The sequence below is a fragment of the Streptomyces rubellomurinus genome (assembly GCF_000961885.1).
Lineage (GTDB): Bacteria > Actinomycetota > Actinomycetes > Streptomycetales > Streptomycetaceae > Kitasatospora > Kitasatospora rubellomurina.
Genome location: NZ_JZKH01000005.1, coordinates 116,305 through 131,371 on the forward strand (window position 1 = coordinate 116,305; position 15,067 = coordinate 131,371).

General features: G+C 74.3%; 12 protein-coding genes. 4 read left to right on the plus strand and 8 right to left on the minus strand.

Annotated features, from left to right (window positions below; genetic code table 11):
- Positions 1-255: 255 nt before the first annotated feature.
- Entirely contained in the window at positions 256-1,818 is a 1,563-nt protein-coding gene (locus VM95_RS04485; protein ID WP_045692682.1) for a M48 family metalloprotease, read from the minus strand.
- 714 nt (positions 1,819-2,532) lie between these two features.
- Positions 2,533-3,780, minus strand: a complete 1,248-nt coding sequence (purD, locus tag VM95_RS04490; protein ID WP_045692683.1) for a phosphoribosylamine--glycine ligase — start codon at positions 3,778-3,780, stop codon at positions 2,533-2,535.
- A 369-nt stretch (positions 3,781-4,149) separates the two neighbouring features.
- Between purD and VM95_RS04495 the strand changes: the two genes are divergently transcribed.
- Positions 4,150-4,935, plus strand: a complete 786-nt coding sequence (locus VM95_RS04495; RefSeq protein ID WP_045692684.1) for an SLATT domain-containing protein — start codon at positions 4,150-4,152, stop codon at positions 4,933-4,935.
- A gap of 58 nt (positions 4,936-4,993) precedes the next feature.
- Here VM95_RS04495 and VM95_RS04500 read toward each other — a convergent pair whose 3' ends face one another.
- From VM95_RS04500 to VM95_RS04510, 3 genes are all read right to left on the minus strand, one after another.
- On the minus strand, positions 4,994-5,641 hold the full coding sequence (locus VM95_RS04500) for a hypothetical protein (RefSeq protein ID WP_045692685.1): 648 nt from the start codon (positions 5,639-5,641) through the stop codon (positions 4,994-4,996).
- A gap of 114 nt (positions 5,642-5,755) precedes the next feature.
- Positions 5,756-6,790, minus strand: coding sequence for a GntR family transcriptional regulator (locus tag VM95_RS45420; protein WP_063773449.1), 1,035 nt, complete (start codon positions 6,788-6,790; stop codon positions 5,756-5,758).
- Positions 6,791-7,005: 215 nt separating this feature from the next.
- Entirely contained in the window at positions 7,006-7,803 is a 798-nt protein-coding gene (locus VM95_RS04510; protein ID WP_045692686.1) for a carbon-nitrogen family hydrolase, read from the minus strand.
- Positions 7,804-7,990: 187 nt separating this feature from the next.
- Here VM95_RS04510 and VM95_RS04515 point away from each other — a divergent pair, with 187 nt between their 5' ends.
- Complete coding sequence (locus VM95_RS04515; RefSeq protein WP_045692687.1) at positions 7,991-8,812, plus strand: maleylpyruvate isomerase family mycothiol-dependent enzyme; 822 nt, start codon at positions 7,991-7,993, stop codon at positions 8,810-8,812.
- 156 nt (positions 8,813-8,968) lie between these two features.
- Positions 8,969-9,802: a BRO-N domain-containing protein gene (locus tag VM95_RS41225; RefSeq protein WP_045692688.1), complete on the plus strand. Its 834-nt coding sequence runs from the start codon at positions 8,969-8,971 to the stop codon at positions 9,800-9,802.
- Between the two features lie 76 nt (positions 9,803-9,878).
- Here VM95_RS41225 and VM95_RS04525 read toward each other — a convergent pair whose 3' ends face one another.
- From VM95_RS04525 to VM95_RS04535, 3 genes are all read right to left on the minus strand, one after another.
- Positions 9,879-11,216 carry an MFS transporter gene (locus tag VM95_RS04525; RefSeq protein WP_045692689.1) on the minus strand — a complete coding sequence of 446 codons (1,338 nt, stop codon included), beginning with the start codon at positions 11,214-11,216 and terminating at the stop codon, positions 9,879-9,881.
- Between the two features lie 71 nt (positions 11,217-11,287).
- Positions 11,288-12,520, minus strand: a complete 1,233-nt coding sequence (locus VM95_RS04530; RefSeq protein WP_078859598.1) for a M64 family metallopeptidase — start codon at positions 12,518-12,520, stop codon at positions 11,288-11,290.
- Between the two features lie 156 nt (positions 12,521-12,676).
- Positions 12,677-13,900 carry a benzoate/H(+) symporter BenE family transporter gene (locus tag VM95_RS04535; RefSeq protein WP_045692690.1) on the minus strand — a complete coding sequence of 408 codons (1,224 nt, stop codon included), beginning with the start codon at positions 13,898-13,900 and terminating at the stop codon, positions 12,677-12,679.
- 203 nt (positions 13,901-14,103) lie between these two features.
- Here VM95_RS04535 and VM95_RS04540 point away from each other — a divergent pair, with 203 nt between their 5' ends.
- Complete coding sequence (locus tag VM95_RS04540) at positions 14,104-15,012, plus strand: hypothetical protein (protein ID WP_045692691.1); 909 nt, start codon at positions 14,104-14,106, stop codon at positions 15,010-15,012.
- Positions 15,013-15,067: the final 55 nt, after the last annotated feature.

The following is a 15,067-nucleotide window of genomic DNA, read 5'->3' on the forward strand; positions in this document are numbered from 1 at the left end:
CCCGTCGCGTTCGACACCGGCGCGCGCTTCGGCTCCCGGGGCCCGGTTGGCACGTGCCCCCCGGATGTGCGTGCGGTCTAATACACCACACCGCGTCGGCGCCGCGTCACCCCGCGGTCGCAATTGGTGCGGGGAATCTCGCGGCCCGCCCGGGCAGGGCCTCCGGCCTGCGCGGACGCCCGCCCGCCGGACCGCCCGGGGGCGCGTACGGAGCCGTCGAGCGCCGCCCGGGCCGGTGCCTGCCGCCGGCCGGCACTACAGCCGGACCGGCTTCTCCAGGCGGACGTCGGCGGCGTCCAGCCAGGCGCGCAGCGGGCCGTCCTGGCCCTGTTCGACGGCCTGGGCGACCGGGCCGGCCAGGTCGGTGCGGCGGACGCCGCCGAGCAGCAGCACCGGGCCGTCCAGCCAGTCCAGGCCGGGGGCGCCGCCCGCGGTGTCCACGGCGGCGCAGCAGACCATCGCGGTGACGTGGTCGACCAGCAGGTCGCGGCCGGTGCGGTCGGGTTCGAGCAGCGGGGCCGGGGCGGTGGTGCGGGCAAGCTGGGCGGCGAGCGCGGCGGCCAGCCGTTCGCCGTCGCCCTCGGCGAGCCGGACCAGCAGCCGGGTCAGGGTGGGGGCGCCGGGGCGGGACTGCGGGGCGAGCCGGTCCAGGGCGGTCTGCAGGGCGGCGGCGCCGGCCCGCCAGCCGGCGTCCACCACGTCGGCCGGGTAGTCGGTCCACTCCAGCTCGTGCCAGCTGCCGGCCGGCGGGCGGCCGAAGAACAGTTCGGCGGCGAGCCGGGAGACCGCGCGGTCGACGGCGCCGGGCTCCTCCAGCAGGTCGCAGGCCGGGCGGTCGCCGAGCCGGGTGCCGTAGCCGTCCGCCAGCCGGTCGCGGCGGGACAGCTCGGTGAGCGCGGCGGCCACACCGGCGTTGAGGTGCGCGGGGTGGCGGCCGAGCCGCCAGGCGGGCAGCGCGACCCGGGTGAGCAGGCGGTCCCAGCCGGCGTAGGCCAGGCCGACCTGCTCCTGGGCGGCTATCCGGAGGCCGTAGTCGACCGCCCGGGCCTGCTCGGAGGCCCGGGCCGCGACGGACCGCTCCAGCTCGGCGGCGTGGCCGCGGCAGGCGCCGAGCAGCCGGCGGGTGATCGGCCGGGTGAGCCGGTCGGCGAGGGCGGCGGGGCCGCGCCGGGGAGCGGCGGGTTCGACGGCGGGGGCGCCGCCGAGGCCGGGGGCGCCGCCCCGGCCGGAGTCGAGGCTGGCGTCCAGGCTGCGCAGGAAGCGGCGGGCGGCGGCGATCTCCGGATCGGCGGAGGCGGCGGTGCCGGCCACCACCGGTGCCAGCAGGGCGCGCAGCTCGCCGGCCCGCATCCACCACAGGAACGGCGAGCCGATCACCAGCACCGGCGCGGGCGGCTCGTGCTGCCGGCCGGCGGGCGGGACGTCCTCCAGCCAGCTGTCGCAGTCCGGGGTGAGCGCGATGGCCGAGGGGGCGGGCACCTCCAGCCGGTCGGCCAGCTCGTCGATCAGCCGGTACAGCTCGGGGGCCTCGACGCGTTCCAGCGGGACGGCCGGGATGCGCGGCGGGACGGCCCTGCGGTAGGCGCGGGCGGTCAGGCCGGCCACCAGGAGGGCCAGCGCGGCGACCGCGCAGACCACCCAGCGGACGGCGTCCCACCCGGCGGCGTCCGCGGCGCCGGGTGCGCCGATCCGGCCGGTGAACCGGCCGGCGAGCAGCACGGCCGCGACGGCGGCGGGCAGGGCGGCGGCGGCCAGGGCCAGGCCCCGGACCCGCAGGACCACCTGGGCGTGAGCGCGCGCGGTGTCGACTGCGGCCATACGGTGCGGCACCCCCTTCGGAGCCCTCGGGCGCCCGGCGACGGGGCCCGAGCCGACTCGAAACGATCAGTTCCGACCGGGAGCGGAGGAGTCCGATCCCGGTAGTACGAGCTGCGTCAGGACAAGCTGTGTGGCGCTACTGACATTCTCGACGCGCCGCCCCGGGCGGGCGTTCCGGATGGTCCCGGTTTCCACTCGTCCCGGTGACGGCGCCCGAACACCGCCGCCGTCACCCGGGGAGCCGACGACCGGTCCGGTGCGAAGCACCCGGGCGAGCACCCGGCCGGACGCCGTCCAGCATCCCCCCGCGGGCGCGCCGCTACCCGGCGGCGCCCCAGCGCACGGACCCCGCGCAACGCGATCAGGCGCACCATAAGGCCGGGCGGCCGGTTGCGTCAGCCGGATGCGGACGCTGTCACCCGATGGGCTGGAATCCGGCCGCCGGACGGTGCGCCGCCCGCCGTGGGCCTGTCTCTTGGATTTTGTCGGATCAGCGTGCGGCGTTGGGGTGCGTGCATCGCAAGGCGGAGGAGGGAGCCACTGCGGAGCATTGGCGACCGACGACAACGCGGCGAGGTGCGTGCCCCGGCGTCGCACGCCCGGCAAGGGTCCAAGAGACAGGCCCGTGGCCGCCCCCGCCCCGGAAACGCCGAGGGCGCTGCGTCCATGGGGGTTGACCCCACGGACGCAGCGCCCTCGGACGGACGCGGCCGCCTACGCGGTGGCGGCCTTCAGCGCGATGTCGGTGCGGTGCTGCCCGCCCTTCAGGGAGATCCGGCCGACCGCCGCGTAGGCGCGCTCGCGCGCCTCGGCGAGGTCCGCGCCGGTCGCCGTGACCGACAGGACGCGGCCGCCGGCGCTCAGCACCTGGCCGTCCTCGCCCGCCCTGGTACCGGCGTGCAGCACGAACGCGGTGCCGTCCGCCTCGGCCTCGGCCAGGCCCTCGATGGGGTCGCCGGTGCGCGGCGCGGCCGGGTAGCCATCGGAGGCGACGACCACGGTGACGGCCGCGCCCTCGTCCCAGCGCAGCGGCTCCAGCTGGTCCAGGGTGCCCTCGGCCGCGGCCAGCAGGACGCCGGCCAGCGGGGTGCGCAGCCGGGCCAGCACGACCTGGGTCTCCGGGTCCCCGAAGCGGGCGTTGAACTCGATCACCCGGGTGCCGCGCGAGGTGAGCGCCAGGCCCGCGTACAGCAGGCCGGAGAACTCGGTGCCACGGCGGCGCAGCTCGTCGACGGTCGGCTGCAGGACGCTCTCCAGGACCTCCTGGACCAGCCCCGCCGGGGCCCAGGGCAGCGGCGAGTAGGCGCCCATGCCGCCGGTGTTGGGGCCCTCGTCGCCGTCCAGCGCGCGCTTGAAGTCCTGCGCGGGCTGCAGCGGGAGCACGGTGGTGCCGTCGGTGATCGCGAACAGCGAGACCTCGGGGCCGTCCAGGTACTCCTCGATGACCACGCGCTCGCAGGAGGCGGCGTGCGCCAGCGCCTCCGCGCGGTCGGAGGTGACCACGACGCCCTTGCCGGCCGCCAGGCCGTCGTCCTTGACCACGTACGGCGCGCCGAACGCGTCCAGCGCGGCGGCGGCCTCCTCCGCGGTGGTGCAGACGTAGGAGCGGGCGGTCGGGACGCCGGCCCCGGCCATCACGTCCTTGGCGAAGGCCTTCGAGCCCTCCAGCTGGGCGGCCGCGGCGGACGGGCCGAACACCGGGATGCCGGCCGCGCGCACCGCGTCGGCGACGCCGGCCACCAGCGGGGCCTCCGGGCCGACCACGACCAGTTCGGCGCCGAGCCGCCGGGCCAGCGCGCTGACCTGCGCGCCATCCAGCTGGTCGACCGGGTGGACCGTCGCCACCTGCGCGATCCCGGCGTTGCCCGGGGCACAGTGCAGCTCGGTCACGGCGGGATCTTGGGACAGAGAGCGGCACAGGGCGTGTTCGCGGGCGCCGCCGCCGATGACGAGGACCTTCACGCTCGCCAAGAATAGTCGGTGGCCGGTTCAGGCCGTCCTCCGGTCCCGTCCGATCCTCCAGTCGGAAGCGGTCCGTACGCCCACGACGTCGGAGGATCCTCCGAGCCGGGGCCGGCCCGGTCAGCGGCGGGTGTCCGGGTCAGGACGGCGGGTCACCGGGGCCTCCCTCGGACGGGTGAAATCCCGCCGACTCGCGCAACCCGCTCACCTCGGGTTCCGGTGGCGGAATCCGGTAACGATCACCGGGGAAGCGTCCCACGGTCAGCCATTTGGCGGTAAGAAGTGCTGTTGGACAACCACCGGCAGACGCCACGTCAGCCGGTGCGCCGCCAGCCCCCAGCAGTCCGCCCGCCACAGGGAGCCCCACAGGTGAGCCAGCCGGAAATGCAGCCCGAGGAGAGTGCCTGGGCCAAGGAGATCGGTGAGGAGGACCAGCCTGCCGCCGCCGTCGCCCGCCGGGCCTCCACCCGACGCCGGACCGATCTGAGCACCCGCCAGTTCCCGCTCGGGGACTGGGGCGAGCCCGCCGAGCGGCTGGAGGAGCTGTACCGCTGGTCCGAGGAGCGGGCGGTCGAGGCGATCGACTGGTACCGCCGCGACCGGGTATGGAAGCGCCGCTGGGCCCGTCTGCTGCGGTTCGGCACGGCCGGCTTCGCGATCGGCGGGGCGACCGCCCCGCTGATCGACCTGACCGGAACCCTCGCGCACGGCACCAGCTGGGGCTACGTCGGCTTCGCGCTCGCCGCCGCCTGCTACGGCACCGACCGGGGCTTCGGCCTGACCTCCGGCTGGATGCGGGACGTCTCCACCGCCCAGGCGCTGCAACGCCGCCTGGAGGCCTTCCAGTTCGACTGGGCGTCGGAGTGCGTGCGCGAGGTGCTCGGCCCGACCGAGGGCACCGCGGGCGAGGCCGCCGAGCGCTGCCTCGGGGTGCTGCGCCGGTTCTGCGAGGACGTGTCGGACATGGTCCGCACCGAGACCTCGGAGTGGATGCTGGAGTTCCGCGCCTCGATGACCCAGCTGCCCACCCAGGCCCCGGGGACCTGGGGCGGGCGCAGCGAGACCGGCGGCGGCGCCCAGGTGCGGGTGCTGCCGCCGCCGGGGACCAGGCCCACCATGCCGCGCCAGCGGCCGCCGGAGGGGCCGCTGCGGTAGGTGTGCCGGAAAGGGCTCGGGGCTCAGGGCTAGGGGCTCGGAGCTCGAAGCTAGGGGCTCAGGCGAAGACGATCATCGAGCCCTGGGCGACGCTGCGGATCGCCGCCGCGTACAGGCCTGACCAGGCGTGCCGCTCCCGGGCGAAGGGGTGCACGTCGTCGATCGGCGGCCCGAACGGCTGCTCCAGGCCGGTCGGGCCGAGCGGCCGGGTCGGGTCCGGCGGGCTGGCCGGGTCTATGCCCAGGGCCGGTGCCACGGCCTGCAGTTCGCGCAGCAGCCCGTGGCTGGAGCCGAGCGGGCCGCCACCGGCCAGCAGCGCGTCGTCCACCAGCGGCACCGCGAACTCGATCGGCACGTACGCGCCCGCGTGGTCGAAGTGCCAGACCAGGTGCGACTGTTCGGCGGTGCTCTCGAACATCTCCAGCAGCTGCTCGTAGTCGCCGCCGAGCGAGTCGACCGGGGTGATGTCCAGGCCGGTCAGACCCAACAGGTAGGCGCGGCGCAGGAAGTGCAGCGAGTCGTAATCGAACGCGGCTATCGGCTCGACCGCGCCGCTGAGCCCTGGGACGTACTGGTAGACCGGCACCTCGGGCAGCCCGTGCGCGGCCAACGCCGCGTTGTAGAGCGCGAGATCGTCCCGGAAGGGGTTGTCGGGGCTGTGGCTCAGCACGTCCACCAGCGGGACGAGCCAGAGGTCGCAGGCCATGGCCGGCAGTTCCTCTCCGGGCGGCGGGATCGCCCGCGGGGCGGGGCGACGACGGGGACGGGTCGGTACCCGGACGACCGCCTCGCGCGGCGCCCGGTTCGACGACCGCCCACCCTACCGGCCCGGCGTCCGGTGCGGACCGGGCCGTCCCCGCGGTGCCTCCGGGGGTGACTCCGGCAGCCGTCTGCCGAACCGCCCGTACGGCACCGTGCGCGGCTGCGGGACCAGGCCGAGGCCCAGGCCCAGCTCGCGGCCCAGCTCCCGGCCGAGCTCGTCGCCGGCCCTCGACCGCCGCCCGGAGCGGCCCGGCTCGGGCGGGGACCCGGGCTGGGACTCGGACTGGAACTCGGGCTGAGGTGCTTGCGGCTCGGGCCCGGACTCCGGCGGGGCGGTCGGCGGCGCCTGCTCCGGGCCGTCCACCTGCTCGACGAGCAGGCCCAGCACCGTCACCGACTCCAGCGGCCGCCCGGCCCGCTCGGCCAGCATCCGGACGGTGGCCAGGTTGTAGGCGCAGATGATCCGGTGCGCGCCGACGAGGTCGCCGGCCTCGATCGCGTCGACCAGGTCCGGGTGGCCGTCCCAGCAGACCCCGGCCAGGCTCGGCAGCTCCCGCAGGTAGCGCGCGGCGAACATCCAGGACTGCACCCGCAGCCAGTCCAGGTACTCGCCGATCCGGCGGTTGCCGAGCAGGGCGGCGACCTCCTGCCAGAACCGGCGGTCGCAGCCCACCATCACGTCCAGGTTCCCGGCCCGGGAGGCCCGCACCGCCGCGTCCGCCCGGCGGCGCAGCGGCTCCAGCCGGGACAGGTCGGGCAGCGCCCGGCCGGTGGCGAACTGCCGGTGGAAGCTGTCGGTGATCAGCACCCGGGACTCGAAGATCTCCAGGAAGTCGTCCCAGCACAGCTCGGGGACGGTGAACCCGCGGTGGTGCTCGGTCCGCAGCAGGCCCTGGGCGCCGAGGTCGACCAGCGCCTCCCGGGCCGGGGTCGCCGAGACCCCGTACATCTCGGCGACCTCCTTGACCGTGAAGTTGCGGCCGGCCGCCAGTCGGCCGGCCATCATCTCCTCGCGCAGGGCGCCGGCGATCTGCTCGCGCAGGCTGTTGCGGTGGATGACGGGGCGGGTGTCGCCTGCGCCGTGGACGGACATGCGCGCGACCTCCTCGCGGGTGGGCCGACCGGGCCGACCCTCGGCGGACCGGCCGTGGAGCGGCGGAGAACACGACGAATGCTCATCTTCTCAAACCCGGAGCGGGCAGGTACGAACCAACCCCCCGAACCGGCCCCCGGTCCGGCTCCAGTCCGGCCCCGATCCGGCTCCGATCCGGCCCCGGCGAGCCCCGGCGAGCCCCGGCAGGCCCGCGCCTACCGCTGGACCGGCGCCGGGATCCCCAGCAGGCGGTCCCGCAGCACCGGGAACTCCTCGCGCGCCTTGCCCACCTCCGCCGGGTCGAACTCGACGGTCAGCACCTGCTCCCCCGCCCCCGCCTCCGCCAGCACCCGGCCCCACGGGTCCACCACGATGCTGTGCCCGGCCTGCTCCACCCCGCCGTGCGTCCCGGCCGTGTTGCAGGCCAGCACGAAGCACTGCTCCTCCACCGCCCGGGCCCGGGCCAGCAGCGTCCAGTGCTCGCGCCGCCGGGCCGGCCAGGCCGCCGGGACGACCAGCAGCTGCGCGCCCGCGTCCAGCAGCGCCCGGAACAGCTCCGGGAAGCGCAGGTCGTAGCAGGTGGCCAGGCCCAGCGTGCCGAACTCGGTGGGCGCGGTGACGATCTCCTGCCCGGCGCCCATCACCACCGCCTCGCCGCTGTCGAACCCGAAGCGGTGGATCTTGCGGTAGGTGTGCACCAGCTCGCCGTCCGGGGCGAACACCAGCGAGGTGTTGTAGATCGGCCCGTCCGGATCGCGCTCGACGATCGAACCCGCGTGCAGCCACACCCCGGCCGCCCGCGCCGCCGCCGCCATCGCGTCCGAGGTCGGCCCGTCCAGCGTCTCGGCCCCCTCCGACCAGAGGTCGTACGCGAAGCCGCCGAGCGGCCACAGCTCCGGCAGGACCACCAGGTCGGCGCCCTGCTGGGCCCGGACCAGGGTGGCCGCCCGGGCCCTCCGCTCGGCCGGCGGCTCGGCGGCGGAGACCGCGAGTTGGATCAATGAAGCGCGCACAGTACCACCGTCCACGACAAGAGACCTACGATCGTCACCCGAAAGCGCTGCCTTGCTGTCTCCCGGCAGCGTAACGTGCGGTTAGCGCGTGCGCCCGGAAGCCGGACCAATCCCCGGCCGACCCCACGGACGGGGTACGGACCGGGCGCAGGTGGCGAGGAAGCTGACGGAGGGCCGGAGAATTCCCGTGACGGACAACCAGACCGTGCAGGCTTACATCGAGGCGTGGACGCACAGCATCGAGTCCATATCGGAGCTGGTCGCCCCACTCCCCGAGGGCTCCTGGAACCGGCCCACCGAATGCCCCGGCTGGTCCGTCCGGGACATCGTCGCGCACATCATCGCCATCGAGTCCGAACTGCTCGGCGACCCGCGCCCGATCCACTCGCTGCCCCGCGACCTGCGCCACGTCACCAGCGACTTCGCCCGCTACGTCGAACTGCCGGTGGACAAGCGCCGCTGCCACACCGCGCTGGAGATGACCAGCGAGCTGGAGTACACGGTCATCCGCCGTGCCCGCGCGCTGCGCAACGCCAAGCAGGGCCCCGAGGACCTGGTCCGGCTGCCGCTCGGCCCGCTCGCCAGAGACGTCCCGTACCACCAGCTGCTGCGGATCCGGGTCTTCGACGTCTGGGTGCACGAGCAGGACCTGCGCCGCGCCCTCCACACCCCGGGCAACCTCGACTCCCCCGGCGCCCTGATCACCCGGGACTTCCTGCTGCCGCAGCTGCCGAAGGCCGTCGCCGACAAGGCCGGCGCCCCGGCCGGGACCACCGTGGTGCTGGACGTCACCGGCCCGGTCGAGTTCCTGCGCACCGTCCGCGTCGACGCCGCCGGGCACGGCACCGTCGACGAGTCCATCAGCCTGGCCCCGGACGTCCAGCTCACCATGGACTGGGAGACCTACCTCCGCCTCGCCTGCGGCCGCGGCCGCCCCGGCCCGGTCACCGTCGACGGCGACAAGGAGCTCGCCGAGCGCATCCTGTCCAACTTCGCCGTCACCATCTGAGCCGGGGCGCGCACCACCCGGCGTACACGCACGACCGCACGCCGGGTCGGTACGACCCGTGCATCCATACGTCAATCAGGCACCGGGTACATCACCCGTTCGACCTCGTTGTTCCGGGCAGTCCAGCCATCGCTCGGAAGAAGGAGGAACGTCCCCATGGACGACGAACAGGCAGAGATGGTGTTGGTCCGGTCGAGCTTCCCGGTCACGGGGCAGCCGATCAGGGTCGTGATGATCGACGGGGAGCCGTGGTTCGCGACCATGGATGTCTGCACGATCCTGGCCCGGAGCAACCCGAGCTGGGCCAGCAAGATCGTGGATCCCAAGGACACGCGCACCATCGACATGCGCTCGGTATGCCTCACTTCAAGTGAGGCATACGGCGTTTCCGCAGGTGGGAATGGCCCCGTACGCGGAAACCCATTCCTCAACCTCATCAGCGAGGCGGGGCTCTACCTCCTCGTCATGAGGTCGAAGAAGTCCAACGCCAAGCCGTTCCAGGAGTGGGTCGCCCGCGACCTGCTCCCCTCCGTTCGCCGAGGGGACACCGACATCCCCACCCAGCAGCGGCGGATGGCGGAGACCCTGGCCGAGGCGATCGGCCAGCAGGTGCAGATCGTCGCGGAGATCGACCACGAGGACTGGCCCGGCCTGACCGTCCACTCGGACGGGACGGTCCACTGCCGGCACGGGGAGATGATCCTCCACCTGCCGACCCGGGAGGAGGACAGCGGGCCGCCCTTCGGCGCGTACTTCGCCTGCCCGGGCGGGGAGCGGGTCGGCATCCGGGGCAGCCGGATCGTCCCGGGCTGCCCGAAGCTGAAGCTGGTGGACCTGATCCGCATGCGGCGCGAGGCCCGGCCCGCGCCCGTCCCCGAGCCCACGCCGAGCCACGGGCTCATGTACGCGGAAGTGAAGGTCGGCCAGATCAGCCGCGTCTATGGAACAGCCATGCAGATGGCCGAGTTCATCAGGGAGTACAGGCGCTGACCATCCACTCGATGGAGGGTTAGCGGAATACCCTTCCTCAAAGGAAGGCTAATCGCGTTTCCGCAGGTCAGAATGCCTACGGCTTCGAGTCCATAACCCTCCGGCGCAGCCGGAGGATCATCAGCGTCCCCACCACCATCGGGACGTACTGCCAGCAGAACGCCCATCGGAAGGCATCGGCCGGATACCCGGCGGTGCCTTCCGGCGTGAGGGCGTCCAGCAGGACGCCGACGCCGAGGAGGGTGATCACCGTGCCGATGAACCCGCCCATGTTGACGATGCCGGAGGCGGTGCCGAGGCGTTCGACCGGGTTGCGGGCGCGGGCGTAGTCGAGGCCGACGAGCGAGGCGGGGCCGTTGCTGCCCATCACCACGACGATCGCGACCAGCAGCCACATCGGCGGGTGGCCGCCGGGCCAGGCCAGGGCCAGGGCCCAGCCGAGCGCGGTGGCGCCGATGACGGTGAGCACGATCGGCATCCGGGCGCGGGCGGTGCGGGAGAGGATGCGGCCGAAGACGAAGCCGGCGGTCATGTTGGCGAGGACGAGCAGGGTGAGCAGCCCGCCAGCCTCGGCCCGGGAGAGGCCCTGGGCCTGGATCAGGTAGGGCATGCCCCAGAGCAGGCCGAAGGTGTTGCCGGGGAACTGGGTGGTGAAGTGGATCCACAGGCCCAGCCGGGTGCCCGGTTCCCGCCAGCAGGCGCGGACCTGACGGCCGATCCTCGGCCGTTCGACAACGCGGTCAACAGGATGCGCCCCCGCCGCAGGCACCTCCCGCAGGAAGAGCGCGACCAGCGCGAACACCGCGACGCCGAGCAGCGCGATCGCGGTGAAGGTGGGCGTCCAGCCCTCGCTGTGCAGGGCCTGGGCGAGGACCACGGTGGTGATCAGGTTGCCGCCCATGCCGACCAGGCCGGTGAGCTGCGCGACGAAGGGGTTCTTCGCCGCCGGGAACCACCGGGCGGCGATCCGCAGCACGCTGATGAAGGTCATGGCGTCGCCGCAGCCGAGCACGGCCCGGGAGGCGAGCGCGGGGCCGAAGGAGGAGCTGAAGGCGAAGGCCAGCTGCCCGGTGCTGAGCAGCAGGACGCCGAGCAGCAGCACCTTGCGGGGCCCGTACCGGTCGACGAGCAGGCCGACCGGTATCTGCATGGCCGCGTAGACCAGCACCTGGAGGATGGAGAAGGTGGAGAGCGCCGAGGCGCCGATGCCGAAGCGGTCGGCGGCGTCCAGGCCGGCCACGCCGAGGCTGGTGCGGTGGATGACGGCGAGGACGTAGACGCTGACGCCGATGGACCAGGCCAGCCAGGCGGCGCGCCCACCGGGGGGCGCCGCCGGGACGGCCGGGGGCTCGGCGGTGGATCGGGGAGCGGGGACGGACAGGGACGGGACTGAACGGGCTGGCTCCACGGTCATAGTCCGTCCAGACTAGTCATCCCATGATGGGATGCCCAGCGAGGGGGCGCCCGGGATCCGCCGGACCGGCGTCAACCGGTCAGCGTCCAGGAGACCGAACGGGTCATGTACTTGTCCCGGAAGGCCTCGTCCCGGACCCAGTCGGTGGTGTCCCGCACCGTCGCGGTCACGGTGGCCGTCCGGCCCGGTTCCAGGTCCAGCAGCGCGGTGTCCAGCCGGCCGCCGTCCACGGCCTGCGGCGGCACCGGCGCGCCGTCCAGCTTCCACTCCACCCTGAGCTGCCGCGCGCCGGTCAGCGGCAGCGGCCGGACGTCCAGCCGGGGCCGCCCGGCCACCTCGCCGGGGGCGGGCGCCGGCGGATCGGTCGGCCGGACCTTGCGGTACAGCTCCTCGATGATCGCCTCGCGCGAGGGCAGGTTGTAGGCGCTGCCCAGGGTGCGCATCACCGAGTCCTGGGTGGGCCGGTAGAGGCCGTTGGCGCTGCGGTACGCCCCGATCGTCCCGCCGCCGTCCGGGGACTCGGCGCCCAGCCAGCGCCACCACTTGGTCTGCTTCTTGCGCATGTCGTCGGCGTTGAGGGTGGAGAGGTTCGGGTAGTCGGCGTCGTCGGGGGCGCTGTCGTACTCGTCCCCCAGGTCCCCCACGGTGTGCCCGATCTCGTGCTGGATGATCCGCCCGGCGTCCGGGCTGCCGCCGGCCAGGGTGGTCACCCCGGTGCCGCCGGCGCCGCCGTACTCGGCGGAGTTGGCGAGCGCGATCAGGTACTGCGGCCCGGCGCTGTCCCCGGCGTAGCGGGCGGTGGCGCCCTCGTCGGCGCACAGCAGCCGGGCGGTGCCCTCGCACCAGAAGTGCATGCCGAGCGGGGTCGACGGGTTGCGCCCGCGGGTCTCGGTCTCGGCTATCCCGGAGGCCTCGGAGACCACTTCGACCCGCCGTATGTTGAAGAAGCCCTGGTAGGTGCGGAACGGCTCGATGTCCATCAGGGCGTGCCAGGCCTTGTCGGCCTGCTGGCGGAACAGCTCCTGGTCGGCGGCGGTGTAGCCGTCGCCGAGCAGGACCAGGGTGATCCGGTTGGCCGGGTCCCCGGTGCGGCGTATGTCGAAGGTGGGGGCGGCGGCCGGGGCCCGCAGGTCGGCGCGCAGCGCCTGGTGCGGCGGCGCGGCCCGGTCCGCGGGGGCGCCCGGCCCGATCACCCCGAACGGCGACGGGCCGGCCAGCTCCAGCGCGGCCGGGAGTACGGCGGTGGACACCAGGACCAGGGCGGCCAGACTCCGGACGAGACGGCCAGGGTTGCCAGGCGGCATACGGGTGCGTCCTCGGGGTTCCGGTCACCCGGTGTCGCCCGGGTGGGGGAGCGGAGACGTACCCGGCCCGGCGTGTCGCCCCTACCGGACGACGCAAATGTCACCGACCTGGCCGAACGATCCGGATCCTGCCAGTCATACCAACCTCTCCCCCGCTCACTTCCTCCGGTAGTCCAGCACCAGGTGCGTCCCCAGCCCGAAGAGCAGCCCCCAGAACGCCGAGCCGATGCCGAACAGGCTCATCCCCGAGGCGCTCGCCAGGAAGGTCACCACCGCCGCGTCCCGCCCGCGCTCCTCCGCGACCGCCGCCGCCAGGCTGCCCTGCAGCGAGGCGAGCAGCGCGACCCCGGCGATCACCGCGACCAGTTCCTTCGGCAGCCCGGTGAACAGGCTCACCAGCACCCCGCCGAAGCTGCCCACCAGCACGTACCCCACACCCGAGGACATCCCCGCGACATACCGGCGGCTCGGGTCAGGATGGGCCTCCGGGCCCGAGCAGATCGCCGCCGTGATCGCCGCCAGGTTCACCCCGGGCGAGCCGAACGGCGCCATCAGCAGCGACATCGCGCCGGTGGAGCCGATCAGCAGCCGGTCGTCCGCCCGGTAGCCGAAGGCCCGCATCACCCCGAGGCCCGGCGCGTTCTGCGAGGCCAGCACGACGATCGTGAGCGGCAGCGCCAGCCCGACCAGGGCCGCGCCGGAGAACGCCGGCGCCGTGAGCACCGGCACGGTCGGCCCGCCCGAGCCCAGGTGCAGCGGGAGCCCGACGGTGAGCGCCGCCAGCACCCCGCCGGCCAGCAGCGCGACCGGGACGGCGTACCGGGGCGCGAGGCGCTTGGCCAGCAGGAAGGCGGCGAAGGCGCCCACCACCAGCACCGGGGCGCTGTGCACGGCGCCGAAGATCCCGGCGCCGAAGGAGAACAGGATGCCGGCCAGCATCGCGTTCACGATCCCCACCGGCACGGCGGCGATCAGCCGGCCGAACCAGCCGGTGACCCCGAACAGCGTCACCACCACCGCGCTCACCAGGAACGCCCCCACCGCCTCCCGGTACGGGTAGGAGCCGAGGCTGGTCACCAGCAGCGCGGCGCCCGGGGTCGACCAGGCGGTGACCACCGGTGTCCGGGTCCACCAGCTCAGCGCGAAGCCGCTCACCCCGCTGCCGATCGCCACCGCCCAGATCCAGGACGCGGTGTGCGCCTCGTCCAGCCGCCCGGCCTTCGCCGCCGCGAGCACCACCACCAGCGGCCCCGAGAAGGACACCGCGACGCACACCAGCCCGGCCAGCAGGGCCGGCCCCGACACGTCCCGTCGCAGCGACCGACGTTCCCCGTTCCCGACCGGCGTCGTCCTCGGTCGGATCGTCAGTTCATCCGTCATTCCGGCAGTATCCCGAAGCCCGCTCGAAGACTCCCGAAAAAACTTTTCAACCCACCTGCAACCCCCGGCGGGGATGGACGTCCATCAGGGTGAAGGCACGGAGAGCGAGACCGGCAGAGCCGGGGGGCGCTTCCGCTCAGGAGGAGCGGGGCCGGTCGTCTTCACCACACACCGTCAGTCACATGACCCTGGGGAGTCACGTCATGCGCACGTCCGCTATCACCCGTTTCGCGAAGAACGACCGCGCCCGCTCCGCCCGCCGCGGCCTCGCCGCCCTCGCCACCACCGTCGTCCTCGCCGGCGGCGTCCAGGTCCTCGGCGCCGGCAGCGCCTGGGCCTGCGGCGACGCCCGGTACGGCACCCCGCACAAGGTCGAGAAGCCGACCGTCCCGTCCGCGGACTTCCGGACCTTCGACTCCAACAGCGTCGCCGCGGACGGCAGCTGGACCGAGTTCGGCCTGTCGATCGCCAACTTCACCGGGGCCGACGTCGCCAGGACCGCGCCGAACTTCGCCCTGGCGTCCGCCACCCAGGGCGTCCCCCTGCGCACCAAGGACCTCCGTGTCCAGGTCATGCAGCACGGCGCCTGGAAGTCGCTGGACCTCGACGTGGACTGCATCGGGATCGACGTCGACACCGACTCGCTGGCGCAGCCCCTGTCCAACGGCCGGGCCGCCAACTTCATGTTCCGGGTCTCCCTCTCCCCCGACGCCCCGAAGGGCCTGACCTCGCTGAACCTGGTGACGGACGCCCGGAACGACAAGGCCACGCTGGAGTCCTGGGACTTCCGCACCGTGAAGGTCACCCACCCCAGGACCGCGCCCGCCGCCCCGGCCAAGCCCGAGGCCACCAAGAAGCCCGCCAAGCCCGCTCCGGCCGAGCCCGCCGCCGACAGGACCCCGGCCCCCGCCGCCAAGGCCGCAGAGCCCGCCAAGGCCCCGGCCGCCACCCCGACCGCCGCGCCGGCCACCACCGCGCCGGCGGGCACCCCCGAGCTGGCGCACACCGGCGCCGCCGAGAACAACACCTTCCTCGCCGTCTCCTCCGCCGTGCTGCTCGCCCTGGGCGCCGGCGTCCTGATCGCCGTCCGCCGGCTCCGTCCCCAGCGGTAGCCGGCGGCCGGGTACGACGAAGGGGCCCCGGTCCGCACGGCGGTGCGGACCGGGG

Excerpts from the sequence above, each read along its gene's own strand:
- VM95_RS04500 (WP_045692685.1), bottom strand. The coding sequence starts at position 5,641 with ATGGCCTGCGACCTCTGGCTCGTCCCGCTGGTGGACGTGCTGAGCCAC.
- VM95_RS04535 (WP_045692690.1), bottom strand. The coding sequence starts at position 13,900 with ATGACGGATGAACTGACGATCCGACCGAGGACGACGCCGGTCGGGAAC.
- VM95_RS04530 (WP_078859598.1), bottom strand. The coding sequence starts at position 12,520 with ATGCCGCCTGGCAACCCTGGCCGTCTCGTCCGGAGTCTGGCCGCCCTG.
- VM95_RS04525 (WP_045692689.1), bottom strand. The coding sequence starts at position 11,216 with ATGACCGTGGAGCCAGCCCGTTCAGTCCCGTCCCTGTCCGTCCCCGCT.
- VM95_RS41225 (WP_045692688.1), top strand. The coding sequence starts at position 8,969 with ATGGACGACGAACAGGCAGAGATGGTGTTGGTCCGGTCGAGCTTCCCG.
- VM95_RS04485 (WP_045692682.1), bottom strand. The coding sequence starts at position 1,818 with ATGGCCGCAGTCGACACCGCGCGCGCTCACGCCCAGGTGGTCCTGCGG.
- VM95_RS04540 (WP_045692691.1), top strand. The coding sequence starts at position 14,104 with ATGCGCACGTCCGCTATCACCCGTTTCGCGAAGAACGACCGCGCCCGC.
- VM95_RS45420 (WP_063773449.1), bottom strand. The coding sequence starts at position 6,790 with ATGTCCGTCCACGGCGCAGGCGACACCCGCCCCGTCATCCACCGCAAC.